Below are 26,169 nucleotides of genomic sequence, written 5' to 3'. Positions count from 1 at the left end.
GTCTCCGCAAGATCATTGCGTTCATCCCGGCTGCGCGTGTGTTCGTTGCGCGGGCCCTTTCGATGGTTGTGCGCGCCGTCCCCGGCCCGCCGGACGAGCCGGTACCGGTCCCGGTCGGCCGGCGGCCGCCTGTCGGTGCGCGGACGCCGAACGGCCCGCACGGGCGCACCGCGGGGCCGTTCGGAAAGGGGGCGGGTCAGCTCCAGCTGGCGTGCAGCGGCTTGCCCTCGGCGTACCCGGCGGCGCTCTGGATGCCGACGATGGCCTTCTCGCTGAACTCCTCCAGCGAGTTGGCACCGGCGTAGGTGCAGGAGGAGCGGACGCCCGCGATGATCGAGTCGATCAGGTCCTCGACACCCGGGCGGGCCGGGTCGAGGAACATCCGCGAGGTGGAGATGCCCTCCTCGAACAGGGCCTTGCGGGCGCGGTCGTACGACGACTCCTCGCTGGTGCGGTTGCGGACCGCGCGCGCGGAGGCCATGCCGAACGACTCCTTGTACAGCCGCCCGTTCGCGTCCTGCTGGAGGTCGCCCGGGGACTCGTACGTGCCGGCGAACCAGGAGCCGATCATGACGTTGGACGCGCCCGCGGCCAGTGCCATGGCGACGTCGCGCGGGTGACGGACCCCGCCGTCGGCCCACACGTGCTTGCCGTACTTCTTCGCCTCGGCGGCGCATTCCAGGACGGCGGAGAACTGGGGACGGCCGACGCCGGTCATCATCCGGGTGGTGCACATGGCGCCGGGGCCGACACCCACCTTGATGATGTCCGCGCCCGCCTCGACGAGGTCCTTGACGCCTTCGGCGGCAACGATGTTGCCCGCCGCGATCGGGACGTGCGGGTCGAGCGCGCGCACGGTCCTGACCGCGCTGATCATCGACTCCTGGTGGCCGTGGGCCGTGTCGATGACGAGGGTGTCGACGCCCGCGTCGAGGAGCTGCTTGGCCTTGCCCGCGACGTCGCCGTTGATGCCGACGGCGGCCGCGATGCGCAGCCTGCCGCTCGCGTCGGTGGCCGGGGTGTAGAGCGTGGCGCGCAGGGCGCCCTTGCGGGTGAGGATGCCGGCGAGCCTGCCGTCCCGGTCGACGGCGGGGGCGTAGCGGCGGTTGGCCCCGTCCAGCTTGTTGAACGCCTCGCGCGGCTCGATGTCGGCGTCGAGCAGCAGCAGGTCCCGGGACATGACTTCGGAGAGCTGGGTGAAGCGGTCCACGCCGGTCAGGTCGGTGTCGGTGACCACGCCGACCGGGCGGCCGTCCTCGTCCACGACGACGCCCGCGTTGTGCGCGCGCTTGGGCAGCAGCGCGAGGGCGTCGGCGACCGTCTGGTGGGGGGCGAGAATGATCGGGGTGTCGAGCACCAGGTGGCGTCCCTTGACCCACGTGACGACCTCGGTGACGACCTCGATCGGAATGTCCTGCGGGATGACGACGAGGCCGCCGCGCCTGGCGACGGTCTCGGCCATCCGGCGGCCGGCGATGGCGGTCATGTTGGCCACGACCAGCGGGATCGTGGTGCCCGTCCCGTCCGGGGCGGCGAGGTCCACGCCCTGGCGGGAGCCGACCGCCGAGCGGCTGGGCACCATGAAGACGTCGTCGTACGTCAGGTCGTACGGGGGCTGGATGTCGTTGAGGAAACGCACGTGCTGCACATCCCGGTGGATCAGAGGTGGCCCCCGGACAGGTCAGCCAGGGGGAAAGCACGTACTTCATTGTCCCATGGCGGCCCTGGTGAGATACCCAGACACTTCATCCAGGCCGGTCGGTGGCGCCGTCGTCGGATCCTCCAAGAGCGAGGACGACCCGGAGTGACCCCGCGGTGCCCCGCCCCTGGTCGGTGGCGTCGGCGAACACCTCCTGCGCGATGCCCCAGTCCCGTGGCGCCGCTCGGGCGAAGTCCCGCCAGCCGGTGACGACGAGCAGCCGTCCGCGGGCGGGCGGGGCCCAGGACAGGTCTCCGAGGCAGTCGGCGAGGGCGTCCCAGTTCCGCCCGAACCAGTCCGGCAGGTCGAGGGCGCGGGCGCAGCGGTCCATGAACGCGGGTTTCCCGGTGACCCCGGTGAGGTCGAGCCGGACATGGGCCCAGCCGGCGGCGGCCAGGACGTCCGCGAGGGAGCCGTCGGTCATCTCAGCACCGCCCGGAAGGACTTGTAGTGATCATCGGTGTAGTAGATCTCACCGCTCTGCCCGGTGACAACGCGCCGGGCTCCCCGGTCCTGTTCGCCCGGCGTCCGGACGGTGTATTCGTGGTAGTAGCCACGCTGGTGGAGGGGCAGCAGCCGCTCGAAGTTGCCGAAGACGACGCCGTCCCTGGCGTACGGGAAGGGGCCGCCCTCGTCGATGAGGGCGAGGGTCGCGCGGGCTTCGGCGGGGAGCCGGGCCTCCCGCACGGTGCCCATGCCCCGGGCCCAGCCGGGCGCCGAGGAGGCGCCGGGGGCGGTGTCCGCCGGGGAGGAGGGCGAGGGCGCCGAGGAGCACCCCGTGAGCAGGGCCGCCAGGCAGAGGAGGAGACCCGCGACGAGCCGGGGCACGGACCGCGACAGCATGGCGTCGATGCTGCCACGGCGCGCCGCGCGTAAGGGGCCCGGTGAGCCCCTCACGAGCCCTCTGCCGTCCGTGGGGCGCGGCGGGGCGCGCGAGGGGACACGGCGTGGTCCGAGGGCGCCGTGGGCCCGCCTGGGGTCATGGCCCGTCCGGGTCCTGGCGGTTCAGCGCCGGGCGCGGTGCCGGGCCCGCCGTCATCAGGTAGTCCGCGGCCGAGGTGTCCGTCACCAGGCTGGTGACGAGCCCGGAGCGCAGCACGGCGTCGATCGCGGCCGCCTTGCGCTGTCCGCCCGCGATCGCGACGACCTCGGGGATACGGCGCAGCCGGTCGGCCTCGACGGTGATGCACCGCTCGCCCAGGTCCCGGCCGACCCGCCGACCCTCGGAGTCGAACAGGTGCGCGGACATCTCGGCGGCGACACCGAGGGACGCGTAGTGGGCGCGTTCCTCGTCGCTGAGCATGTCGTGGACCGTCGAGATGCCGGGCTCCCAGGAGCCGATCGAGACGCAGGCGACGGTGACCTTGTCGAAGTACTCGAAGGCGCGCGCGATCCCCGTCTGGTTGCGCAGCGCGGCCGCGGTCGCCGCGTCGGGCAGCAGCATCGGCGCGTAGATGGGGTGGGCGTCCCCGCCCGACACCTGGGCGGCGCGGCGCACCGCCTCCACGGAACCGCGCTCGGCGGTCCCCGCGTCGTACACGCCCGTCAGCTGCACCACCGTGCACGGCGCGAGCCGGTCGAGGGCCGCGGCCATGTGAATGGTGGAGCGGCCCCACGCGAGGCCGAGGACATCGCCCTCGTTGACAAGCTCACCGAGCAGGTCGGCGGCCACCTCTCCGAGGTTCTCGGGGTCGGGCGACTCCTCGGCGTCGGCCGGGGACTCGACCACGACTGCGTGCCGGAGGCCGTAGCGGGCGCGCAGCGCGTCGGAGCGCTCCGCGTCCAGCTCGGCCGGCACGCGGATCTCGATCCGCACGAGATCCCGTTCGAGAGCGGTCTCCAGGACCCTGGCCACCTTGAAGCGGCTGACGCCGAACTCCTCGGCGATCTGGATCTTGGATTTGCCCTCGAGGTAGAAGCGGCGGGCCATGGCCGCCGCCTGGACCAGCTCAGCGGGTCCCATCCGCATGGCTGACCGGCCCGCCGACATACCCGACACGGCGCTCTCCTCACTGCTGTTCACACTCTGGATTCGCCGTTCATCCTTGCAGATCCGGCGTACTTGATCAGCCCAGATGGGCGGCGTTCACGTTCCCTTGGTTCAGTGGTCGCACGCCCACGCCGCATGAGCCGTCGCCTCCTGCGCCTGGGTGCGCAATGCACGTACCGCCTGGGCCGGGTCCGATGCCCCGTAGACCGCCGATCCGGCCACGAAAACGTCCGCGCCCGCCTCCGCGCACCGCTCGATGGTGGAGGCCGAGACTCCGCCGTCGACCTGGAGCCAGAGTTCGAGTCCGTGCTTGCTGATCAGCTCACGGGTGCGACGGATCTTCGGAAGCATGATGTCCAGGAACGCCTGGCCCCCGAAGCCCGGCTCCACCGTCATGATCAGCAGCATGTCGAGCTCGGGCAGCAGATCCTCGTACGGCTCGATGGGGGTCGCGGGCTTGAGCGCCATGGAGGCGCGGGCGCCCATGGCCCGGATCTCGCGGGCGAGCCGCACCGGCGCGGCGGCCGCCTCGACGTGGAAGGTGACGGAACCCGCACCCGCTTCGACGTACTGGGGCGCCCACCGATCGACGTCCTCGATCATCAGATGGCAGTCCAGCGGTGTGTCCGTCGCACGGGCCAGGGATTCCACGACCGGCACGCCGAGCGTGAGGTTCGGTACGAAATGGTTGTCCATGACGTCGACGTGGAGCCAGTCCGCTCCTTGTACCGCCTGTGCCTCCTGGGCAAGGCGGGCGAAATCGGCGGAGAGAATGCTGGGGTTGATCTGCACGGCCATGCCCCAAGACTGCCATGCCCGGCACCGGTTGCTCTCCCCGGTCCGCAACGGGGCCGCCGCGGACCGGCCGCACGGTGGCCCGCCCTGCCGTTCCGGGCCGCCCACGGGTCCCGCCCGTCATGGCCTCGGGGGCAGCCATGACGGCCGGGACAGGGCGCGACGGGTCAGCGAACGGGGCTCAGGCGGTCCGCCTGATCAGCGCCAGGTACATCGCGTCCGTCCCGTGCAGATGCGGCCACAGCTGGATGTCGGGGCCGTCGCCGAGCGCCGGTACGTCCGGGAGCAGCGGACGGGCGTCGAGCAGTTCGGCGGAGCCGTTCTCGTAGTGCTTGAGCACGTCGTCCACGACCGCGCGGGTCTCCGCGAGGTGCGGCGAGCAGGTCGCGTAGCCGACGACGCCGCCGATCCGGACGGAGTCGAGCGCGGTGCGCAGCAGCCCGCGCTGCAACGACGCGAAACCGTCGAGGTCCTCCGGGCGGCGCCGCCAGCGCGCCTCGGGACGGCGTCGCAGGGCACCGAGGCCGGTGCAGGGCACGTCCATGAGGACACGGTCGAACGTGCCGGGCAGCCACGGCGGACGGGTGCCGTCGGCCGCGATGACCTGGTACGGGCCGGGGTTCCCGGCCAGCGCCTTGGCGACGAGCCCGGCCCGGTGCGGCTGCTTCTCGGAGGCGAGCAGCACGGCGCCGCGCTCGGCGGCGAGCCCGGCGAGCATCGCGGCCTTGCCTCCGGGGCCCGCGCAGCCGTCCAGCCAGGCCTTGTCGGGCCCGTCGAGCGGCGCGTTCGCGAGGGCGAGGGCCACCAGCTGGCTGCCCTCGTCCTGGACACCCGCACGGCCCTCCCGTACGGCGTCGATGGCACCCGGTTCGCCGCCCTCGCTGAGCCGCACGGCGTACGGCGACCAGCGCCCCGGCAGGGCTGACTCCTCACCCAGGGCGCCGAGGATCTCGCCGGCGGTGGAGCGGCCCGGCCGGGCGACCAGGGTCACCTCGGGCCGTTCGTTGTCGGCCTCCAGCAGGTCCTCGATGCCGGCCCGCCCGCCGCCGAGCGCGTCCCACAGCGCGGAGACGACCCAGCGCGGATGGGAGTGCACGACGGCCAGATGGTCCTCGGGGTCGTCGTCGTAGGGCGGCGCGACCTGCTCGAGCCAGCCGTCGAGATCCTGCCGCGCGACCTTGCGCAGCACCGCGTTGACGAACTTCGCGCGCCCGTCGCCGAGCACGACGCGGGCGAGTTCGACCGAGGCGGACACGGCGGCGTGCGTCGGGATGCGTGTCCCGAGCAGCTGGTGGACACCGAGGCTGAGGACGTCCAGCACCGGCGGGTCGACCTCGCGCAGCGGCCGGTCGACACAGGCCGAGATGACGGCGTCGTACGTGCCCTGCCGACGCAGCGTCCCGTACACGAGTTCGGTCGCCAGGGCCGCGTCCCGCCCGTCGAAGTCCCCCTTCTCCCGCGCCTTGCGCAGCAGCGGGGGCAGGACCAGGTTGGCGTACGCGTCCCGCTCGTCCACGGCCCGCAGCGCCTCGAAGGCGAGGAAGCGGACCGGGTCCTTCTGGGGGCGGCGGTAGGGCTTGCCGGGCTTGCTCGGCCGACGGGACTGCTCACTCACGAAAAAGGTGCTCCGGATCCAGGAAAAGGTGCGTCCGTCCAGCGTACGCCGCGGGGTGGGACCCGACGCCGGGCGCTTGGCGTGGCCGGGGCGGGACGCACCGCGTGGCCGGGGCGGGACGCACCGTGCGCGCCGCCGAGCCCCGCCGTGACCACCCGGCCCAGTGACGACGCCGAGCCCGGCGACCGGACCTCGGTGCGGTGCCGGACCTCCGTGCGACGCCGAGCCCCGGCAGGACAACCGGCCCCGGCGCGGTGCCGTGCGGAGCTGAGCCCCGGTCGGGCGACGGGCCCCGGCGCGGCCGCCCGTCCCGACGGGACTCAGACCCCGAGAGCCTCTCCGGAGGAGATGCGTACGCCGCGTGCCCAGTCCGCCGCGCGCATCGGCTTCTTGCCCTGGGCCTGGACCCAGAGCAGTTCGACGGCGTACGAACCGGTTCCGACGTACACGTTGTTCTTGCCGACGGACAGCTCGCCCGGGGCGAGGTCGGCGCGCTCGGGCACCGGCGCGGCCTGTACGAGCTTGAGCCGTTCGCCGCGGAAGACGGTCCACGCACCCGGCGCGGGGGTGCAGCCGCGGACCACCCGGTCCACACGCAGCGCCGGTGCGGACCAGTCGACGTGGGCGTTCTCGACGGAGATCTTCGGCGCCAGGGTGACGCCGTCGGCCGGCTGCGGTACCGCCTTCAGGGTGCCGTCCTCGATACCGTCCATGGTCGCGAGGAGCAGCCCGGAACCGGCGAAGGCCAGCCGGGTCAGCAGGTCCCCACTGGTGTCGGTGGGCCGGACCTCCTCGGTGACGGTCCCGTACACGGGACCCGAGTCGAGCCCCTCCTCGATGAGGAAGGTGGAGGCACCGGTGATCTCGTCACCCGCCATCACCGCGTGCTGCACCGGGGCGGCGCCGCGCCAGGCGGGCAGCAGCGAGAAGTGCAGGTTGACCCAGCCTTGGGCGGGGACGTCGAGGGCGACCCGGGGCAGCAACGCCCCGTAGGCCACCACGGGGCAGCAGTCGGGGCCGATCTCCCGCAGACGCGCCAGGAACTCCTCGTCCCGCGGCCTGGCCGGCTTCAGCACCTCGATCCCGGCCTCCGCCGCGCGCTCGGCGACCGGACTCGCGACGAGCCTGCGCCCCCGCCCGGCGGGCGCGTCGGGCCGCGTGACGACGGCGGCCACCTCGTGCCGCCCGGAGGCGATCAGGGCGTCCAGTGCGGGAACGGCGACCTCGGGGGTACCTGCGAAGACGAGCTTCATGGGTGGCGGTTGGCCTCTCGGGCGGGAACTCTTCCGACCCCGCGAGCACGCCGGCGGGGCCGAGGTACGGGGCAGCGCACCAGTCTATGCGCCGCGGGGTCACCGGGCTCGGGCGCTGTCCGGACATCCCGCGCTCCGACGCCGGCGCCGACGCCGACTCCAACGCCCGTACCGCCGGGGACCCGCACCGTCGGCAGTCGATGTCCCGCACAGGGCGTGCGGGACGTGATCGCCGCCGTGCGGTCCGCGCGGGCCGTGCACACCGGGGGCGTACGCCCCCCGACGCGCCCCCTGCATATGCCCCTACGCCCCCGCAGCGTGACCACTCACCCAAAAACGCGTTGGTCAAGAGAGAGTTGACCGCCAACGGGCCGTGATCGCGGCCCGATCCTTCTTAACGCCGGTTCGAGAGGCTTGTTCATGGCCGACCACGCAACCCACGACGCCCAGGCTCGGGCCAGCCTGCACTTGCTGGTGCGGGACATCGAGCGGGTCCGCCGGCAGGTGGACGCACTGCGCACGCTCACCGCCCAACTGGGCAACGTCTACCGCCCGCGCCGCTCCGGCCCCGCCACGGGCTTCGTGGTCTACGGGCGCGCCCCCGCCCCGACCGTCCGCCTCGCCCAGGAGCTGCGCGACAGCGTCGAGACACTGGTCACGGCCGCCGTGGACTTCGACCGCTCGCTGGGCTTCTCATGGGACGCCGTGGGCTCGGCCCTCGGGGTCACCAAGCAGGCGGTGCACCGCCGTTACGGCGCCCGTCGCGCCGCCGCCCAGGCCGCCGCCGAGGCCGAGCGCGCCACCGAGACCGCGAGCGCCCGCACGGTCGCGGTCACCACCGGCGTCCCCGCGGTACCTACGGTCCCCGCCGCCCGCTCCATGCCGACGCAGCCGACAGCGGGCAGCCCCACACTCCGCGAAGAGGTGCGGCCCACCGCGTTCCCGGGCCCGCGCAACGGCTGAACACGGCTCCTCCGCCCCTCCCGCTCCGCCCTGCCTCCCGGCGCCACCGCCCCGGGAGGCAGCACCACGGCCACCCGTCACCCGATGTCCGGCGGATCGATCCGAATCCGTACGGGTTCGCTCCCCCCACGCGCCATCCGCGCCGCCTGCGCGGCCTTCAGCGCGGCCGCCAGTGCGGCACCGCTCCCCGGCGGTACCCGGACGAGCGCCCGCTCCCACCGCTCCCCCGGTGGCGGCGCCCCCACCCGGCGCGGTCGCCCGGCATCGGTGACGGGCAGCGGCACCGGCCCCAACACCTCGGCGTCTCCCGGCAGTTCGACCACCGCGAGAAAACCGGCGAGCGCCTCCGCCGTACCCGACACCGCCGCCATCCGCGACACCGGCGGAAAACCCAGCTCGGCCCGCTCGGCGAGCTCACGCACCGCGTGGCCGACCGGGTCCCACCGTACGAGCGCCTGCACGGGCCGCAGGGTCGGCTCCGCGACGACCACCACGGTGCCGCCCGCTCCCTGCCCGCGCACCAACGCCGAGGCCCCGATCCAGCGCCGCAGGGCCTCCTCACCGGCGCGCAGGTCGGGCCGCGACAGCATCGCCCAGCCGTCGAGCAGCAACGCGGCCGCGTACCCGCCCTCCGCGACGGGTTCGGCGCCCGGCGTGGACACGACGAGCGCGGGTGCCCCCGGCACCGTGTCGAGGACCTGCTCGCGCCCCGACGTCCGTACCGGCACCGCGGGGAAGGCCCGCCCCAGCTCCTCGGCGGTCCGCCGGGCGCCCACGACCTGCGCCCGCAGCCGGAACCCACCGCACTCGGGACAGTGCCAGGCCGCCTCGTCCCGCCCGCACCACGTGCACCGCAGCGCGCCGGCGTCCTGCGCCTCCAAGGGGCCGGCGCAGTGCCGGCAGCGGGCCGGAGCCCGGCACTGCGCGCAGGCCATCCGCGGAACGTACCCGCGCCTCGGCACCTGCACCAGCACAGGCCCGTGCCGCAGCCCCTCCCTGACCACCTGCCAGGCCAGCGTGGGCAGCCGGGCGGCCCGGGCCGCCTCGTCCCGGGCAAGATCTCCGTCCCCCACGGTCCGGACGAGCGGCGCGCACGCCCTCACCTGGTCCCGCTCGGCGGCCAGCGGCAACGCCCAGCCGCTCTCGACCAACTGCGCGGCCTCGACCGTGCAGCTCCAACTCCCCAGCAGAAAGGCACATTTGTCATGGGCGGCCCGCAGCAGCAGGACCTCCCTCGCATGCGGCTGGGGTGCGTGCGGCTCGCTGTGACTGCCGTCCCCGTCGTCCCAGAGAACGACGAGTCCGAGATCGCGCACCGGCGCGAACATGGCGGCGCGGGTCCCCACGACGGCCCGTACGGACCCGCGCCGCACGGCGAGCCACTCCCGGTACCGCTTCTCGGGTCCGGCCTCGGCCGTGAGGACCGCGTGCCGTCCCTCCCCCAGCAACGAGGTCAGCGCCGCGTCCACACGGGAGACGGTCCGGCCGTCCGGTACGACGACGAGCGCGCCGCGTCCCGAGGCGAGCGTCGCGCCCACGGCCCGCGCCAGCTCGTCGGCCCATTCGGGCCCCGGCAACGCGTTCCACACGGCACGCGGGGCGCCGCCGCCGGCGAGCGACTCCAGGAAGGCCGCGCCCCGCGCGTATCGCGTCCAGGACTCCGCCGCGGGCGCTCCGGGAGCGGGCAGCGGTGCCGGAGAGGGCTTCGCCTCGGCCCTGGCGTTGCGCGGCGGCACGGCGAGTTGCAGCACATCGGCGAGGCTGCCCGCGTAGCGGTCGGCGACGGCCCGGGTCAGCCCCAGCAGCTCGGGGCCGAGGACCGGTTCGGGGGACACCACCTGGGCCAGCGCGGCGAGCGGTCCCGCGTAGTCGGACTCGGCCAGCCGCTCGACGAGAAAGCCGTCGATGAGGCCCCCGCCCTCGCGCCGCCCGTCCCGCACCCGGTGCCGCCCGGCCCCGAACCGCACCCGGACCCTGACACCGGGCTGCGCCTGGGCGTCGAGCTCCTCGGGCACGGCATAGTCGAAGTACCGGTCCAGGTGCAGCACGCCCTTGTCGACGAGCACCCGCGCGACAGGCAATTCCTTGGCGAGCGCGGCGCCGCGCCAGGTCCGCGGCTTCGCCTTGGGCGCCCTGGCCTGCCGCACACCTTCGCGGATCAGCGCAAGCTGCTCGGGCGGCGCGCCCTCCGCGTCACCCTCACCCCGCCCGTTCGCGCTGCTCACAGCAGTATTCCTACCAGACCGCACCGACACCGCCGCCCGCCCGTGAGCAGGCCGCCGACGGATCGCGAACGCCCCGGGCCGGGCCCGCGCCTTCGCGGCGAACGACCGGCGGGGGGAACGGCCGACGCCACGGAAACGGCCGGCGGGGCCCGAACGGCCGGCGGGGCGGGAACAACGCCGAGGCCCGGCACCCCCTCGGGAGCACCGGGCCTCGTCAAGACGCGGCGAGCCGCGGGCGGCCTACAGGCCGACGGCCCTGCGGAGCGCGTCCACACGGTCCGTCCGCTCCCACGTGAAGTCGGGCAGCTCCCGGCCGAAGTGACCGTACGCGGCGGTCTGCGCGTAGATCGGGCGCAGCAGGTCGAGGTCGCGGATGATGGCCGCCGGGCGGAGGTCGAAGACCTCGGTGATGGCGGTCTCGATCTTCTCCGCGTCGACCTTCGCGGTGCCGAAGGTCTCCACGAAGAGACCGACGGGCTCGGCCTTGCCGATGGCGTAGGCGACCTGGACCTCGCAGCGCGAGGCGAGCCCCGCGGCGACGACGTTCTTGGCGACCCAGCGCATCGCGTACGCGGCGGAGCGGTCGACCTTGGACGGGTCCTTGCCGGAGAAGGCGCCGCCGCCGTGGCGGGCCATGCCGCCGTACGTGTCGATGATGATCTTGCGACCGGTGAGGCCGGCGTCGCCCATCGGGCCGCCGATCTCGAAGCGGCCGGTCGGGTTGACCAGCAGGCGGTAGCCCTCGGTCTCCAGCTTGATGCCGTCGTCGAGGAGGGCCTTCAGCTCCGGCTCCACCACGAACTCGCGGATGTCGGGCGCGAGCAGCGAGTCCAGGTCGATGTCGCTCGCGTGCTGCGAGGAGACCACGACCGTGTCCAGCCGGACCGCCTTGTCACCGTCGTACTCGATGGTGACCTGGGTCTTTCCGTCGGGACGGAGGTAGGGGATCGTGCCGTTCTTGCGGACCTCGGACAGGCGGCGGGAGAGCTGGTGCGCCAGGTGGATCGGCAGCGGCATCAGGTTGGGCGTCTCGTCGGTCGCGTACCCGAACATCAGGCCCTGGTCGCCGGCGCCCTGCTTGTCCAGCTCGTCCTCGTCACCCTCGACGCGGGACTCGTACGCCGTGTCGACGCCCTGCGCGATGTCCGGGGACTGGGAGCCGATCGACACCGAGACACCGCACGAAGCGCCGTCGAAGCCCTTCTTCGACGAGTCGTAGCCGATCTCCAGGATCTTGTCCCGGACCAGCTGGGCGATCGGCGCGTACGCCTTGGTGGTGACCTCTCCGGCCACGTGCACCAGGCCGGTCGTGATCAACGTCTCCACGGCGACCCGGGACGTCGGGTCCTCGCGCAGAAGCGCGTCGAGAATGGTGTCGCTGATCTGGTCAGCGATCTTGTCGGGGTGACCCTCGGTCACGGACTCCGAGGTGAACAGGCGACGGGACACAACGCTCCCTGTGGTTGCAGCGGCTGCTGGCTGATCATTGGCGGACGGGACGGGAGCTGCGCCCGGCGTCGTCCGAGAACAGTTTATCGGTCGCGCTCGCCGGCAGGCCCCCCTGTCTCGCTTGTCGGAAGCCCTGTGACCTGCGGCACGGGCATTCTGCGCCATGGAGATCGCTCTCCACCAGGGTTACCGCGAGCGAATTCCGCACGGACGGTGTCACCTGTTGAGGTGACGGGGACCTCTACGGCAGACGGCGTGTCACCAGATCCCACACGGTCTCGGCCAGGGCTTCCTTGGGTCCGTGAGGCACCACGGTCTCGGTGCCGTCGGCGCCGAGCACCACGGCCTCGTTCTCCTCGGAGCCGAAGGTCCTGCGCTCCCCCACCTCGTTCACCACGAGGAGATCACACCCTTTGCGTTCCAGTTTCGCGCGGCCGTTGGCGAGGACGTCGTCCGTCTCGGCGGCGAAACCGACCACGATCTGGCCGGGGCGCGCACGGTCCGCCGAGATCTCGGCGAGGATGTCGGGATTACGGACCAGGACGATCGGCTCCGGTTCCTGGCCGTCCTTCTTCTTGATCTTCCCCGACGCGTAGGCGGCGGGGCGGAAGTCCGCCACGGCCGCCGCCATCACCACGGCGTCGGCGTCCGGGGTCGCCTTGAGCACCGCCTCGCGCAACTGCACGGCCGTGCCGACCCGCACCACGTCCACGCCCGCCGGGTCCGGCAGTGCGGTGTTCGCGGCGATCAGCGTCACCCGGGCCCCGCGCGCGGCCGCGGTGCGGGCGAGGGCGTACCCCTGTTTGCCGGAGGAACGGTTGCCGAGGAAGCGGACGGGGTCGAGCGGCTCACGCGTACCGCCGGCGCTGACGACGACATGGCGGCCCGCGAGGTCGGGTTCGCGCACGCCCCGGGCCAGCACCCGGCGGCAGACCTCGAAGATCTCCCCGGGGTCGGGCAGCCGGCCCTTGCCCGTGTCCACGCCGGTCAGGCGGCCCACGGCGGGCTCGATGACGACGGCGCCGCGGCGGCGGAGCGTCGCCACGTTCTCCTGGGTGGCCGGGTGCTCCCACATCTCCGTGTGCATGGCGGGCGCGAAGACGACCGGGCAGCGGGCGGTGAGCAGGGTGTTGGTGAGGAGGTCGTCGGCCAGGCCGTGGGCGGCCTTGGCGAGCATGTCCGCCGTCGCAGGGGCCACCACCACCAGGTCCGCGTGCTGCCCGATGCGGACGTGCGGGACCTCGTGGACGTCCGACCAGACCTCGGTGGAGACCGGGCGGCCGGAGAGCGCGGACCAGGTGGCGGCACCCACGAAGTGCAGGGCGGACGCGGTCGGTACGACGCGCACGTCGTGCCCCGACTCCGTCAGCCTGCGCAGCAGCTCGCACGCCTTGTACGCGGCGATGCCACCGCTGACCCCCAGCACGACCTTCGGCTTGTCCACCGGGCCTCCCCACACTCGACACCCGTACGCCCCGGCTCGAAGACGTACTACTCCATGACACACCACGGGCCCGGCAGTCGTACTGCCGGGCCCGGGATGAAGTGAGACAGCGGATTACTGCGCGGGGCCCTCGACGGCCTCGGACGTCAGCAGACCCGCGTTGATCTCGCGCAGGGCGATGGAGAGCGGCTTCTCGTGGACGTGGGTGTCGACGAGCGGACCGACGTACTCGAGGAGGCCCTCGCCGAGCTGCGAGTAGTACGCGTTGATCTGACGGGCACGCTTAGCCGCGTAGATCACGAGGCTGTACTTCGAGTCGGTGGCCTCGAGGAGCTCGTCGATCGGAGGGTTGATGATGCCCTCGGGAGCGGTGATGGAAGAGGACACGCTCTGCCTTCCGAAAGGTGGAAAATTACCTGGAATATCAAACAACTTCCATCAAGGCTAGCAGCTCACGCGCCACGTCCTCGACGGAGGTGTTGACCAGGGTGACGTCGAACTCCGGCTCGGCCGCCAGTTCGATCTTGGCGGCTTCCAGACGGCGCTCGATCACCTCGGGTGGTTCGGTGCCCCGCCCGGTGAGCCTGCGCACCAGCTCCTCCCAGGAGGGCGGGGCCAGGAACACGAGCAGCGCCTCGGGCATGGACTCGCGCACCTGCCGGGCGCCCTGGAGGTCGATCTCCAGCAGGACCGGCACACCCGTCTCGAGGTGCTCGAGGACGGCCGCGCGGGGTGTCCCGTAGCGGTTGCCGGCGAATTCCGCCCACTCCAGGAGCTCGCCGTTGGCGATCAGCTTGTCCATCTCCTCGTCCGAGACGAAGAAGTAGTGGACCCCGTGCTTCTCACCGGGGCGAGGCTTGCGGGTCGTCGCCGACACCGAGAGCCAGACCTCGGGGTGTTCCTTGCGCATATGAGCGACGACCGTGCTCTTGCCGACCCCTGAGGGGCCGGAGAGCACGGTCAGCCGCGGACGTTCACTCATGCAGCGATTATTCCAGCAATCCCGGGGTGCCCAGGACTCAGGCGCCGGAACCGCCGAACTCACGCTCCAAGGAGGCGATCTGGTTCGAGCCGAGACCGCGCACGCGGCGGCTCTCGGAGATCCCGAGTCGCTCCATGATCTGCTTGGCGCGGACCTTGCCCACGCCCGGGAGGGACTCGAGGAGAGCGGAGACCTTCATCTTGCCGATGACGTCGTTCTCCTGACCCTGCTTGATGACCTCGTGAAGGGAGGCGCCGGAGTGCTTGAGTCGATTCTTGACCTCGGCCCGCTCCCGGCGAGCCGCGGCGGCCTTTTCGAGCGCGGCTGCGCGCTGTTCAGGGGTAAGGGGCGGAAGAGCCACGCCTACGTCACCTCGGATGTCGAACTGTCGGATACGGACCGGTGAGGAACCTAATCGCCCCACACCTGGGGAGCTGCGAGCAACACGCTTGCCCGTTCTCCCCCACTACCTAGAGGGCGTGGGAGGTGCCCCCACTCGACGGAGACTAGCGGGCAAGTCCGCCAGAGTCAGCGAGAACAGCGGAAAAGTCCTGGTCAGCCTCCCTGGAGCCGGGCATTTGCGACATACTGCCCAGGATTTGAGGATGTATTCAGACTCCGGCCGCTCCGGACGCGGTCATCGGTGGTCCGCCCAAGGACTTCCGGGGACCCGCGGAACGTCGGCCCGGGGTCCCGAAGGCCCCGATAGGCCCGGAAAGAGCGCCTCAGGCGGCCTCGACCGCGGCTCTGATCTCCGCCGCGAAGCGGTCGGCGGACTCCCGCAGCGCGCGAACGTCGGGACCGTGACGAAGAACACCCCGGCTCACGTTCGGGACGACGTTGCGCACCGCCGCGCCGAAGACCCCCGCGAGATCGGCCGCGGTGGCCCCCTGCGCGCCGATTCCCGGAGCCAGGAGCGGCCCGTTGATGTCCAGGTCGTAGGAGGAGAGATCGCCCAGGGTGGCGCCGACGACCGCGCCGAAGGACCCCAGGGGCGTCTCCCCGGCGTTCTCGGCGGCGAGATGGGCCAGCATGGTCGCCCCGACCGTACGGCCGTCCCCGCGGACCGCGTGCTGTACCTCGCCGCCCTCCGGGTTGGAGGTGAGGGCGAGCACGAAGAGCCCGGCACCGCTCTCGCGCGCCAGCTCCACCGCGGGCCTCAGCGAGCCGTAGCCCAGGTAGGGCGACACGGTCAGCGCGTCCGAGAACAGCGGCGCTCCCTTGTGCAGGAAGGTCTCCGCGTACGCGGCCATGGTCGAACCGATGTCGCCGCGCTTGGCGTCCATGACGACCAGCGCTCCGGCCGCCCGCGCCTGCTCCACCGACTGCTCCAGGACGGCGATCCCGCGTGAGCCGAAGCGCTCGAAGAACGCGCTCTGCGGCTTGAGGACCGCGACCCGCTCGGCCAGCGCCTCGACGACGGTGCGGCTGAAGCGCTCCAGTCCGGCGATGTCGTCGGTCAGGCCCCAGTCGGCGAGCAGGGAGGCGTGCGGGTCGATGCCGACGCACAGGGGGCCTCGCTCGTCCATGGCGCGGCGCAGGCGTGCTCCGAAGGGTTCCAGGCTCATACGGGCTTCCTCACGTCGGCGCCGACGGCGTCGGCGAGGGTGGCGTACGGGCTCGTCCGCAGGCGGGCGGCGAGGCCCTTGTGGACAGCGCGGCCCCAGAAGGGACCCTCGTAGACGAAGGCGCTGTACCCCTGGACCAGCGTGGCGCCGGCCAGGATGCGCTGCCAGGCGTCCTCGGCGTTCCCGATGCCGCCCACGCCCACCAGGGTGATCCGGTCGCCCACGCGCGCGTAGAGGCGGCGCAGCACCTCCAGGGAGCGTGCCTTCAGCGGCGCGCCGGAGAGTCCGCCGGTCTCCCCGACGAGGGAGGGTCCGGACCGCAGACCGAGTCCCTCGCGCGCGATGGTGGTGTTCGTGGCGATGATCCCGTCCAGGCCGAGTTCGACGGCGAGGTCGGCGACCGCGTCGATGTCCTCGTCGGCGAGGTCGGGGGCGATCTTGACGAGGAGGGGCACACGCCGGTCGGTCACGGCACGGTCGGCGGCCTCGCGGACGGCGCTCAGCAGGGGCCGCAGCGCCTCCGTGGCCTGCAGGTCGCGCAGACCGGGGGTGTTCGGGGAGCTGACGTTGACCACGAGGTAGTCGGCGTGCCGGGCGAGCCGCTCGGCCGACTTCACGTAGTCGCCGACGGCCTCGGCCTCGGGGACGGCCTTGGTCTTACCGATGTTGACGCCGACGACGGTCCTGAAGACGGGCGTACGGGCCGCCAGGCGCTCGGAGACGGCCGCGGAGCCCTCGTTGTTGAATCCCATGCGGTTGATCAGCGCGCGGTCCTGTACGAGGCGGAACAGCCGCTTCTTGGGGTTGCCGGGCTGCGGCTCACCGGTGACCGTGCCGATCTCGATGTGGTCGAAGCCGAGCATCGACATCCCGTCGATGGCGACCGCGTTCTTGTCGAAGCCCGCGGCGAGCCCGAAGGGCCCGTGCATGCGCAGGCCGAGCGCCTCGGTGCGCAGTTCCTTGTACCGGGGCGCGAGCGCGGCGGCGACGAAGGTGCGCAGGACGGGGACGCGGGCGACGAGCCGGATCCAGCGGAAGGCGAGGTGGTGGGCCCGCTCCGGGTCCATCCGCTTGAAGACGAGGTCGAAGAAGAGCTTGTACATGATCATGTCCTCGAAAGAGCCCGGTGAAGGGCGCCTCTGGAAGGGGCAAGGGGCCTCATGAAGAGGGGGACACCGTTTCCGGTGTCCCCCTCAGGGCTGCTAGTCGCGCGCCGCGATCAGATGCTCGGCGTGTTCCTGGAGGGAGCGCACGCCCACGTCGCCGTGGTTGAGCGCGTCGATGCCCTGGACGGCGGCGGCCAGCGCCTGGACCGTCGTCAGGCACGGCACGGACCGCGCCACGGCGGCCGTACGGATCTCGTAGCCGTCGAGGCGGCCGCCGGTGCCGTACGGGGTGTTGACGATGAGGTCGACCTCGCCGTCGTGGATGAGCTGGACGATGGTCCGCTCGCCGTTCGGGCCGGTGCCCTCGGACTGCTTGCGCACGACCGCGGCGTTGATGCCGTTGCGCTTGAGCACCTCGGCCGTGCCGGACGTGGCGAGCAGCTCGAAGCCGTGGGCGACGAGCTCGCGCGCCGGGAAGATCATCGAACGCTTGTCGCGGTTGGCGACCGAGATGAAGGCACGGCCCTTGGTCGGCAGCGGACCGTACGCGCCCGCCTGCGACTTGGCGTAGGCGGTGCCGAACACCGAGTCGATGCCCATGACCTCACCCGTGGAGCGCATCTCCGGGCCGAGGACGGTGTCCACGCCGCGCCCGTGGATGTCGCGGAAGCGCGACCAGGGCATGACGGCCTCCTTGACGGAGATCGGCGCGTCGAGGGGCAGTTCGCCGCCGTCGCCGTGGGCCGGGAGCAGCCCTTCGGCCCGCAGCTGGGCCACGGTCGCGCCCAGCGAGATCCGGGCGGCGGCCTTCGCCAGCGGCACCGCGGTCGCCTTCGAGGTGAAGGGGACGGTGCGCGAGGCGCGCGGGTTGGCCTCCAGGACGTAGAGGATGTCACCCGCCATGGCGAACTGGATGTTGATCAGGCCGCGGACGCCGACGCCCTTGGCGATGGCCTCCGTGGAGGCCCGCAGCCGCTTGATGTCGAACCCGCCGAGGGTGATCGGCGGCAGTGCGCACGCGGAGTCGCCGGAGTGGATGCCGGCCTCCTCGATGTGCTCCATGACGCCGCCGAGGTAGAGCTCCTCGCCGTCGTAGAGCGCGTCGACGTCGATCTCGATCGCGTCGTCGAGGAAGCGGTCGACCAGGACCGGCCGGGAGGGGCTGATCTCGGTCGACTCGGCGATGTACGAGGAGAGCCGCGTCTCGTCGTAGACGATCTCCATGCCGCGTCCGCCGAGGACGTACGAGGGCCGTACGAGGACGGGGTAGCCGATCTCGTCGGCGATGGCCTTGGCCTCGACGAAGGTGGTGGCGGTGCCGTGCTTGGGGGCCGGCAGGCCCGCCTCGGCGAGGACGCGTCCGAAGGCGCCGCGGTCCTCGGCGGCGTGGATCGCCTCCGGGGAGGTGCCCACGACCGGCACGCCGTTGTCCTTGAGCGCCTGCGCCAGACCGAGCGGGGTCTGGCCCCCGAGCTGCACGATCACACCCGCGAGGGGGCCGGCCAGCGACTCCGCGTGCACGATCTCCAGCACGTCCTCGAGCGTCAGCGGCTCGAAGTACAGACGGTCGGAGGTGTCGTAGTCCGTGGAGACGGTCTCGGGGTTGCAGTTGACCATCACGGTCTCGTAGCCCGCGTCGCTGAGCGCGAAGGAGGCGTGGACGCAGGAGTAGTCGAACTCGATGCCCTGGCCGATGCGGTTCGGGCCGGAGCCCAGGATGATCACCGCGGGCTTCTCGCGCGGGGCGACCTCGGTCTCCTCGTCGTAGGAGGAGTAGAAGTACGGCGTCTTCGCCGCGAACTCGGCGGCGCAGGTGTCGACCGTCTTGTACACCGGGCGCACGCCCAGCGCGTGCCGTACCTCGCGCACGACGTCCTCACGCAGGCCGCGGATCTCGGCGATCTGGACGTCGGAGAAGCCGTGCCGCTTGGCCTCGGCGAGCAGTTCGGGGTGGAGCTTGTCGGCGGCGGCCAGCTCGTCCGCGATCTCCTTGATCAGGAAGAGCTGGTCCACGAACCACGGGTCGATCTTCGTCGACTCGAAGACCTCCTCGGGCGTGGCACCCGCGCGGATGGCCTGCATGACGGAGTTGATGCGCCCGTCGGTGGGCCGCGCGGCCTCCGCCAGGAGTTCGGCCTTGTCGCCGGGCTCGCCGACGAAGGTGAACTGGCTGCCCTTCTTCTCCAGCGAGCGCAGCGCCTTCTGGAGCGCCTCGGTGAAGTTGCGACCGATCGCCATGGCCTCGCCGACCGACTTCATGGTGGTCGTGAGGGTGGAGTCGGCGGACGGGAACTTCTCGAAGGCGAAGCGCGGGGCCTTGACGACGACGTAGTCGAGGGTCGGCTCGAAGGACGCCGGGGTCTTCTCCGTGATGTCGTTCGGGATCTCGTCGAGCGTGTAGCCGACGGCCAGCTTGGCGGCGATCTTCGCGATCGGGAAGCCGGTGGCCTTGGAGGCGAGCGCCGAGGAGCGCGAGACCCGCGGGTTCATCTCGATGACGATGATGCGGCCGTCCTCGGGGTTGACCGCGAACTGGATGTTGCAGCCGCCGGTGTCGACGCCGACCTCGCGGATGATCGCGATGCCGATGTCGCGCAGCCGCTGGTACTCGCGGTCGGTGAGCGTCATCGACGGCGCGACGGTGATCGAGTCACCGGTGTGGACGCCCATGGGGTCGAAGTTCTCGATGGAGCAGACGACCACGACGTTGTCGTTCTTGTCGCGCATCAACTCCAGCTCGTACTCCTTCCAGCCGAGGATGGACTCCTCCAGGAGCACCTCGGTGGTCGGGGAGAGCGTCAGGCCCTGGCCGGCGATGCGGCGCAGCTCCTCCTCGTCGTGGGCGAAGCCGGAACCGGCGCCGCCCATGGTGAAGGAGGGGCGGACGACGACGGGGTAGCCGCCGAGCGTGTCCACGCCCCCGATCACGTCGTCCATGGTGTGGCAGATCACGGACCGGGCGGACTCGCCGTGGCCGATCTTCTCGCGGACGGCCTCGACGACACCCTTGAAGAGCTCGCGGTCCTCGCCCTTGTTGATGGCCTCGACGTTGGCGCCGATCAGCTCGACGCCGTACTTCTCCAGCACACCCTGCTCGTGCATGGAGATCGCGGTGTTGAGGGCCGTCTGGCCGCCGAGGGTCGGCAGCAGGACGTCCGGCCGCTCCTTGGCGATGATCTTCTCGACGAACTCCGGGGTGATCGGCTCGACGTAGGTGGCGTCGGCGATCTCCGGGTCGGTCATGATCGTCGCCGGGTTGGAGTTGACCAGGATGACCCTGAGGCCCTCGGCGCGCAGGACACGGCACGCCTGGGTGCCGGAGTAGTCGAACTCGGCGGCCTGGCCGATGACGATCGGGCCGGAGCCGATGACCAGGACGGACTGGATATCGGTGCGCTTAGGCACGCTGGCCCTCCATCAGGGATACGAAGCGGTCGAACAGGTAGGCGGCGTCGTGCGGGCCGGCTGCCGCTTCGGGGTGGTACTGGACGCTGAAGGCCGGCCGGTCGAGGAGGTGGAGCCCCTCGACGACCTGGTCGTTCAGGCAGACGTGGGAGACCTCGGCGCGGCCGTAGGGGGTCTCGGAGACCTCGTCGAGCGGCGCGTCGACGGCGAAGCCGTGGTTGTGCGCGGTGACCTCGACCTTGCCGGTCGTACGGTCCTGCACGGGCTGGTTGATACCGCGGTGGCCGTACTTCAGCTTGTAGGTGCCGAAGCCGAGCGCGCGTCCGAGGATCTGGTTGCCGAAGCAGATGCCGAACAGGGGCGTGCTGCGGGCGAGCACCTCCCGCATCACGGAGACCGGGCCGTCGGCGGTGGCCGGGTCGCCGGGACCGTTGGAGAAGAACACCCCGTCGGGGTTCACGGCGTACACGTCGTCGACCGTGGCCGTGGCGGGGAGTACATGCACCTCGATGCCGCGCTCGGCCATCCGGCGCGGGGTCATGCCCTTGATGCCCAGGTCGACGGCGGCGACGGTGAACCGCTTCTCGCCGATCGCCGGGACGACGTACGCCTCCTCGGTGGCGACCTCGGCGGCGAGGTTCGCGCCCTGCATCTCGGGCGCCTGGCGGACCTCGGCGAGCATGGTGCCCTCGTCGGGCAGGGCGTTGCCGGAGAAGATGCCGACGCGCATGGCGCCGCGCTCACGCAGGTGGCGGGTGAGGGCGCGGGTGTCGACACCGCTGATGCCGACGACGCCCTGGTCGCGCAGCTCCTGGTCGAGCGAGCGGCGGGCGCGCCAGTTGGAGGGCACGCGCGCGGGGTCGCGGACGACGTACCCGGCGACCCAGATCCGCCCCGACTCGGGGTCCTCGTCGTTGACACCGGTGTTGCCGACGTGCGGGGCGGTCATGACGACGACCTGGCGGTGGTAGGACGGGTCGGTGAGGGTCTCCTGGTAGCCGGTCATCCCGGTGGAGAACACGGCCTCGCCGAAGGTCACCCCCACGGCCCCGTAGGAGCGGCCGCGGAAGATCCGGCCGTCCTCCAGGACGAGTACGGCGGGAGCCGCCTTGTGCCTCTGCGAGGCGGCTCCCTGGATGGAGGTCGTCATCGTGCGCCTTCCGTGTCGGTGCTCTTGCTGATCATGCTGTTGAGGGTGTCGACCCACTCGCCGTGCTCGGCCGCGCGGTCGGAGCGGAAGCCGGAGTCGATCAGCCGGTCGCCGTGTGCCCAGGTGACGACGAGCAGGCCGCCCTCGGTGAGGACCTTGCCGGCGATGCCCTTGTCGAGCCGGGCCTCGCGCAGCGCCTGGGCGGGGACGAAGAAGTCCGTCGCGCCGGGGCGTAGGACGTCCAGCCCCGCGTCCGTCAGCGTGAGCTCGACCCGGCTGCGGGTGCCCAGGCCGTGCGCGACGATGCGGTCGAGCCACCGCCCGGCGGTGGTGGAGCCGTGGTAGCGGCCGCTCATGCCCAGTCTCGCCGGACCGGGGTCGTCCGGCGCGGTGGGCAGCTCCGGCAGGTCGCCCTGGAGGGTGCCGCGCCACTTCCAGCCCTCACGCATCAGCCAGTAGACGAGGGCGACGAAGAGGACGAGTCCGACGAGCCAGCCGATCCTGGCGGCCCAGTCGGTCACTTCGGCCGACTTCTGTTCGGTGGCCAGGGAGGCGGCCATCGGGATGAGAGGTGTCACGCGAGCTTCCCGTCGACGAGGGTGGCCTTGCCCCGCAGCCAGGTGTGGGTGACCCTGCCCGGCAGCTCACGACCCTCGTAGGGGGTGTTGCGGCTGCGCGAGGCGAAGCCCGCGGGGTCCACGGACCCACGGTATGCGGTGTCGACGAGGGTGAGGTTGGCGGGCTCGCCCGCCGAGACGGGACGGCCGTGCCCGTCGGCGCGCCCGATGCGGGCGGGGGCCGAGGACATCCGGTCGGCGACGCCGGTCCAGTCGAGCAGTCCGGTCTCGACCATCGTCTGCTGGACGACGGACAGCGCGGTCTCCAGGCCCACCATGCCCATGGCGGCGGCGGCCCACTCGCAGTCCTTGTCCTCGTGCGGGTGCGGCGCGTGGTCGGTGGCGACGATGTCGATCGTGCCGTCGGCGAGCGCCTCGCGCAGGGCCGTCACGTCCCGCTCGGTCCGCAGTGGCGGGTTGACCTTGTAGACCGGGTCGTACGTACGGACCAGCTCGTCGGTGAGGAGGAGATGGTGCGGGGTGACCTCGGCGGTCACGTCGATGCCGCGGGACTTGGCCCAGCGGACGATCTCGACGCTGCCGGCGGTCGACAGGTGGCAGATGTGGACGCGCGAGCCGACGTGCTCGGCGAGCAGGACGTCCCGGGCGATGATCGATTCCTCGGCCACCGCCGGCCAGCCTCCGAGGCCCAGTTCGGCGGAGACGACGCCCTCGTTCATCTGGGCGCCCTCGGTGAGGCGGGGCTCCTGGGCGTGCTGGGCCACGACGCCGCCGAAGGCCTTCACGTACTCCAGCGCCCGGCGCATGATCACCGCGTCGTCGACGCACTTGCCGTCGTCCGAGAAGACCGTGACGCCGGCGGCGGACTCGTGCATGGCGCCGAGTTCGGCGAGCTTCCTGCCCTCCAGACCGACCGTCACGGCGCCGATGGGCTGCACGTCGCAGTAGCCGTGTTCCTGGCCGAGCCGGTAGACCTGCTCGACGACGCCGGCGGTGTCGGCGACCGGGAAGGTGTTGGCCATGGCGAACACCGCGGTGTAGCCGCCGCTCGCCGCCGCCCGTGTGCCGGTCAGGACGGTCTCGGAGTCCTCACGGCCGGGCTCGCGCAGATGGGTGTGGAGGTCGACGAGGCCCGGCAGGAGCACCTTGCCGTCCGCCTCGACGATCTCGGCGCCCTCGGCCGGCAGTCCGGTGCCGACCGCGGCGATCGTGTCGCCGTCGATCAGGACGTCCTGCGGCTCGCCGCCGAGCACCTTCGCACCACGGATCAGGATCTTGCTCATTCTTCTTACTTCTCCTCGGTGCGGGTGTGGGTGACGGCGGGCTCGTTGCCGCCCAGCAGGAGGTACAGGACGGCCATCCGGATGGAGACGCCGTTGGCGACCTGCTCCACGACGGTGCAGCGGTCGGAGTCGGCCACCTCGGCGGTGATCTCCATGCCGCGGACCATCGGGCCGGGGTGCATCACGATGGCGTGCTCGGGCATCTTCGCCATGCGGTCGCCGTCGAGGCCGTAGCGCCTCGAGTACTCGCGCTCGGTCGGGAAGAAGGCCGCGTTCATGCGTTCGCGCTGGACGCGCAGCATCATCACCGCGTCGGACTTGGCGAGCGTACTGTCGAGGTCGTACGAGATCTCGCAGGGCCACGACCCGACGCCGACCGGCACCAGGGTCGGCGGCGCGACGAGGGTGACCTCGGCGCCGAGGGTGTGCAGCAGGTCGACGTTGGAGCGGGCGACCCGGCTGTGCAGGACGTCACCGACGATCGTGATGCGCTTGCCGTCGAGGTCCTGGCCGATCCCGGCGTCGCGGCCGACCAGCCGGCGGCGCATGGTGAAGGCGTCCAGCAGGGCCTGCGTGGGGTGCTGGTGGGTGCCGTCGCCGGCGTTGATGACGGCGGCGTCGATCCAGCCGGAGGTGGCGAGCCGGTACGGGGCTCCGGAGGCGCCGTGCCGGATGACGACGGCGTCGACGCCCATGGCCTCCAGCGTCTGGGCGGTGTCCTTGAGGGACTCGCCCTTGGAGACGCTCGATCCCTTGGCGGTGAAGTTGATGACGTCCGCGGAGAGGCGCTTCTCGGCGGCCTCGAAGGAGATCCGGGTGCGGGTCGAGTCCTCGAAGAAGAGGTTGACGACGGTGCGGCCGCGCAGGGTCGGCAGCTTCTTGATCGGCCGGTCGGCGACCCGGGCCATCTCCTCGGCGGTGTCGAGGATCAGGACGGCGTCGTCGCGGGTGAGGTCGGCGGCCGAGATGAGATGACGCTGCATCTGTCAGGCTCCGTAAGGCAGTTCAGTTCGGGAGGCGGGCGCCACGGGGGTGTGCCCCGGAAGCGCCGCGGCGGGCGTGCGGGCGCGCAGGCGCACTCGGAGGGCGTACCGCGGTGACGGACGCCGGAGTGCTACCGCTGTGCGTCCGGGGAGATCCGCTTCGCACCGAGCAGCACGGTGTCGCGACCGTCCTCCTCGGCGAGCTGGACCTTGACCGTCTCCCGCAGCGACGTGGGGAGGTTCTTGCCGACGTAGTCGGCGCGGATGGGCAGTTCGCGGTGGCCGCGGTCGACGAGGACGGCGAGCTGCACGGCGCGCGGGCGGCCGATGTCGTTCAGCGCGTCCAGCGCGGCGCGGATCGTGCGCCCCGAGAAGAGCACGTCGTCCACGAGGACGACCAGCCGGCCGTCGATGCCGTCGCCGGGGATCTCGGTACGGGCCAGCGCCCGCGGCGGGTGCATGCGCAGGTCGTCGCGGTACATGGTGATGTCGAGCGAGCCCACCGGGATCTTGCGGCCGGTGATCTCCGCGAGCTTGTCGGCCAGTCTGCGGGCCAGGAAGACGCCCCGGGTCGGGATGCCGAGGAGCACCACGTCGTCGGCGCCCTTGGCGCGCTCGACGATCTCGTGGGCGATGCGGGTCAGCACCCGCGCGATGTCGGGGCCTTCCAGAACGGGCCGCGCAGCGGCCGCGTACTGCTGCTTGTCCTGCTCAGAGTCCATACGAAACGGACCTCCTTCTCCGCCTCACGGGACGGATCATTAAAGGACGTCGGATTTGCGCCATCCACGGTACCAGGCCGGCAACGCGCCTGATCACCCCCCTTTGAGCCACCCCGGGTGACCCCTGTGGAGCAGGGGGTCCGGACCCTTCGGCTTGACGGGGGAGAGTAACGCTGCGTAACCTCACAGTGAGTCACCAGAGTCACCAGCCGCGCGGCCGAGCCGCACGTTGATACAGCGTCCGGGGAGCTATATGTCCAGCGAATACGCCAAACAGCTCGGGGCCAAGCTCCGGGCCATCCGCACCCAGCAGGGCCTTTCCCTCCACGGAGTCGAGGAGAAGTCCCAGGGACGCTGGAAGGCGGTCGTGGTCGGTTCCTACGAGCGAGGCGACCGTGCCGTGACCGTGCAGCGTCTTGCCGAACTGGCCGATTTCTACGGGGTCCCGGTGCAGGAGCTCCTGCCCGGCACCACTCCGGGCGGGGCCGCCGAGCCGCCGCCGAAGCTCGTCCTCGACCTGGAGCGCCTGGCCCATGTGCCGGCCGAGAAGGCGGGACCCCTGCAGCGCTACGCCGCGACGATCCAGTCGCAGCGCGGTGACTACAACGGCAAGGTGCTCTCGATCCGCCAGGACGACCTGCGCACCCTCGCCGTCATCTATGACCAGTCGCCCTCGGTCCTCACCGAGCAGCTGATCAGCTGGGGCGTGCTGGACGCGGACGCGCGCCGCGCCGTCGCCCACGAAGAGGTCTGACCCCTTCGGACAGCTCAGCAGAAACGTGCCGCCGGGGTGGCCGGGACCATGAGGTTCCGGCCACCCCGGCGGCTTTCTGCGGGCCTCGGGGCCCTCGTGGGCACAGGAACGCCGGAGGGCCCCCCCCGAACCCGCGGGGGGGCCACCCGCGGAAAACGAACAGGTTGCTGGCGGTAAGGAACATCCAACGGGAGGCCACGGGCCC

Annotated in this window: 23 protein-coding genes; 2 read left to right on the top strand and 21 right to left on the bottom strand. The window is 71.9% G+C overall.

Annotated elements, in window-relative coordinates; all coding sequences use genetic code 11:
- Positions 1–196 precede the first annotated feature (196 nt).
- The 7 genes from ABZV34_RS24305 to fmt all read right to left on the bottom strand — a co-directional run bounded on the left by ABZV34_RS24305 (position 197) and on the right by fmt (position 7,352).
- Positions 197–1,639: a GuaB1 family IMP dehydrogenase-related protein gene (locus ABZV34_RS24305; protein ID WP_356280495.1), complete on the bottom strand. Its 1,443-nt coding sequence runs from the start codon at positions 1,637–1,639 to the stop codon at positions 197–199.
- Between the two features lie 106 nt (positions 1,640–1,745).
- The gene (locus ABZV34_RS24300; protein ID WP_356280341.1) at positions 1,746–2,123 is read right to left on the bottom strand and encodes a barstar family protein; all 378 of its coding nucleotides are present in this window, start codon (positions 2,121–2,123) and stop codon (positions 1,746–1,748) included.
- Complete coding sequence (locus tag ABZV34_RS24295; protein ID WP_356280338.1) at positions 2,120–2,542, bottom strand: ribonuclease domain-containing protein; 423 nt, start codon at positions 2,540–2,542, stop codon at positions 2,120–2,122. The genes ABZV34_RS24300 and ABZV34_RS24295 overlap by 4 nt, the downstream gene beginning before the upstream one ends.
- Positions 2,543–2,678: 136 nt before the next feature.
- Positions 2,679–3,722, bottom strand: a complete 1,044-nt coding sequence (locus ABZV34_RS24290) for a sugar-binding domain-containing protein (RefSeq protein WP_356280335.1) — start codon at positions 3,720–3,722, stop codon at positions 2,679–2,681.
- A 78-nt stretch (positions 3,723–3,800) separates the two neighbouring features.
- A complete protein-coding gene (rpe, locus tag ABZV34_RS24285) occupies positions 3,801–4,487 on the bottom strand; it encodes a ribulose-phosphate 3-epimerase (protein ID WP_351721100.1) in 687 nt (228 codons plus the stop codon).
- 178 nt (positions 4,488–4,665) lie between these two features.
- Positions 4,666–6,099, bottom strand: coding sequence for a transcription antitermination factor NusB (locus ABZV34_RS24280; protein ID WP_356280331.1), 1,434 nt, complete (start codon positions 6,097–6,099; stop codon positions 4,666–4,668).
- A gap of 320 nt (positions 6,100–6,419) precedes the next feature.
- Entirely contained in the window at positions 6,420–7,352 is a 933-nt protein-coding gene (gene fmt, locus ABZV34_RS24275; protein ID WP_356280328.1) for a methionyl-tRNA formyltransferase, read from the bottom strand.
- A 420-nt stretch (positions 7,353–7,772) separates the two neighbouring features.
- Here fmt and ABZV34_RS24270 point away from each other — a divergent pair, with 420 nt between their 5' ends.
- Positions 7,773–8,315, top strand: a complete 543-nt coding sequence (locus ABZV34_RS24270; RefSeq protein ID WP_168527160.1) for a hypothetical protein — start codon at positions 7,773–7,775, stop codon at positions 8,313–8,315.
- A 77-nt stretch (positions 8,316–8,392) separates the two neighbouring features.
- On the opposite strand, the gene ABZV34_RS24265 is transcribed toward ABZV34_RS24270, so the two are convergent.
- From ABZV34_RS24265 to pyrR, 14 genes are all read right to left on the bottom strand, one after another.
- Positions 8,393–10,540 (bottom strand): primosomal protein N', encoded by a 2,148-nt coding sequence (locus ABZV34_RS24265; RefSeq protein WP_356280326.1) that lies wholly within the window; start codon positions 10,538–10,540, stop codon positions 8,393–8,395.
- 240 nt (positions 10,541–10,780) lie between these two features.
- Complete coding sequence (gene metK / locus ABZV34_RS24260; RefSeq protein ID WP_356280323.1) at positions 10,781–11,989, bottom strand: methionine adenosyltransferase; 1,209 nt, start codon at positions 11,987–11,989, stop codon at positions 10,781–10,783.
- 241 nt (positions 11,990–12,230) lie between these two features.
- Positions 12,231–13,433 (bottom strand): bifunctional phosphopantothenoylcysteine decarboxylase/phosphopantothenate--cysteine ligase CoaBC, encoded by a 1,203-nt coding sequence (gene coaBC, locus ABZV34_RS24255; protein WP_356280320.1) that lies wholly within the window; start codon positions 13,431–13,433, stop codon positions 12,231–12,233.
- 114 nt (positions 13,434–13,547) lie between these two features.
- Positions 13,548–13,820 carry a DNA-directed RNA polymerase subunit omega gene (gene rpoZ / locus ABZV34_RS24250; protein ID WP_003982715.1) on the bottom strand — a complete coding sequence of 91 codons (273 nt, stop codon included), beginning with the start codon at positions 13,818–13,820 and terminating at the stop codon, positions 13,548–13,550.
- Positions 13,821–13,857: 37 nt separating this feature from the next.
- On the bottom strand, positions 13,858–14,415 hold the full coding sequence (gene gmk, locus ABZV34_RS24245; RefSeq protein WP_356280318.1) for a guanylate kinase: 558 nt from the start codon (positions 14,413–14,415) through the stop codon (positions 13,858–13,860).
- 37 nt (positions 14,416–14,452) lie between these two features.
- The gene (locus ABZV34_RS24240) at positions 14,453–14,776 is read right to left on the bottom strand and encodes an integration host factor (protein ID WP_016638838.1); all 324 of its coding nucleotides are present in this window, start codon (positions 14,774–14,776) and stop codon (positions 14,453–14,455) included.
- A gap of 364 nt (positions 14,777–15,140) precedes the next feature.
- On the bottom strand, positions 15,141–15,983 hold the full coding sequence (gene pyrF / locus ABZV34_RS24235) for an orotidine-5'-phosphate decarboxylase (RefSeq protein WP_356280315.1): 843 nt from the start codon (positions 15,981–15,983) through the stop codon (positions 15,141–15,143).
- On the bottom strand, positions 15,980–17,086 hold the full coding sequence (locus tag ABZV34_RS24230) for a quinone-dependent dihydroorotate dehydrogenase (protein WP_356280312.1): 1,107 nt from the start codon (positions 17,084–17,086) through the stop codon (positions 15,980–15,982). Before ABZV34_RS24230 ends, pyrF begins: the two co-directional genes overlap by 4 nt.
- Positions 17,087–17,185: 99 nt before the next feature.
- Positions 17,186–20,494: a carbamoyl-phosphate synthase large subunit gene (carB, locus tag ABZV34_RS24225; RefSeq protein WP_356280309.1), complete on the bottom strand. Its 3,309-nt coding sequence runs from the start codon at positions 20,492–20,494 to the stop codon at positions 17,186–17,188.
- Positions 20,487–21,644, bottom strand: a complete 1,158-nt coding sequence (gene carA, locus ABZV34_RS24220; RefSeq protein ID WP_356280306.1) for a glutamine-hydrolyzing carbamoyl-phosphate synthase small subunit — start codon at positions 21,642–21,644, stop codon at positions 20,487–20,489. Before carA ends, carB begins: the two co-directional genes overlap by 8 nt.
- A complete protein-coding gene (locus ABZV34_RS24215) occupies positions 21,641–22,222 on the bottom strand; it encodes a hypothetical protein (RefSeq protein ID WP_356280303.1) in 582 nt (193 codons plus the stop codon). Before ABZV34_RS24215 ends, carA begins: the two co-directional genes overlap by 4 nt.
- Positions 22,219–23,505, bottom strand: a complete 1,287-nt coding sequence (locus ABZV34_RS24210) for a dihydroorotase (protein WP_356280300.1) — start codon at positions 23,503–23,505, stop codon at positions 22,219–22,221. Before ABZV34_RS24210 ends, ABZV34_RS24215 begins: the two co-directional genes overlap by 4 nt.
- Before the next feature lie 5 nt (positions 23,506–23,510).
- Entirely contained in the window at positions 23,511–24,488 is a 978-nt protein-coding gene (locus ABZV34_RS24205; RefSeq protein WP_356280297.1) for an aspartate carbamoyltransferase catalytic subunit, read from the bottom strand.
- A gap of 131 nt (positions 24,489–24,619) precedes the next feature.
- On the bottom strand, positions 24,620–25,210 hold the full coding sequence (gene pyrR, locus ABZV34_RS24200; protein ID WP_356280294.1) for a bifunctional pyr operon transcriptional regulator/uracil phosphoribosyltransferase PyrR: 591 nt from the start codon (positions 25,208–25,210) through the stop codon (positions 24,620–24,622).
- A gap of 253 nt (positions 25,211–25,463) precedes the next feature.
- On the opposite strand from pyrR, the gene bldD reads away from it, so the two are divergent.
- Entirely contained in the window at positions 25,464–25,964 is a 501-nt protein-coding gene (gene bldD / locus ABZV34_RS24195) for a transcriptional regulator BldD (protein ID WP_148007825.1), read from the top strand.
- Positions 25,965–26,169 lie beyond the last annotated feature (205 nt).

The sequence above is a fragment of the Streptomyces sp. NPDC005195 genome (assembly GCF_040608315.1).
Lineage (GTDB): Bacteria > Actinomycetota > Actinomycetes > Streptomycetales > Streptomycetaceae > Streptomyces > Streptomyces kaempferi.
The sequence above is the reverse complement of the archived record's forward strand: the minus strand, read 5'-3'. Positions and strand labels throughout refer to the sequence as shown.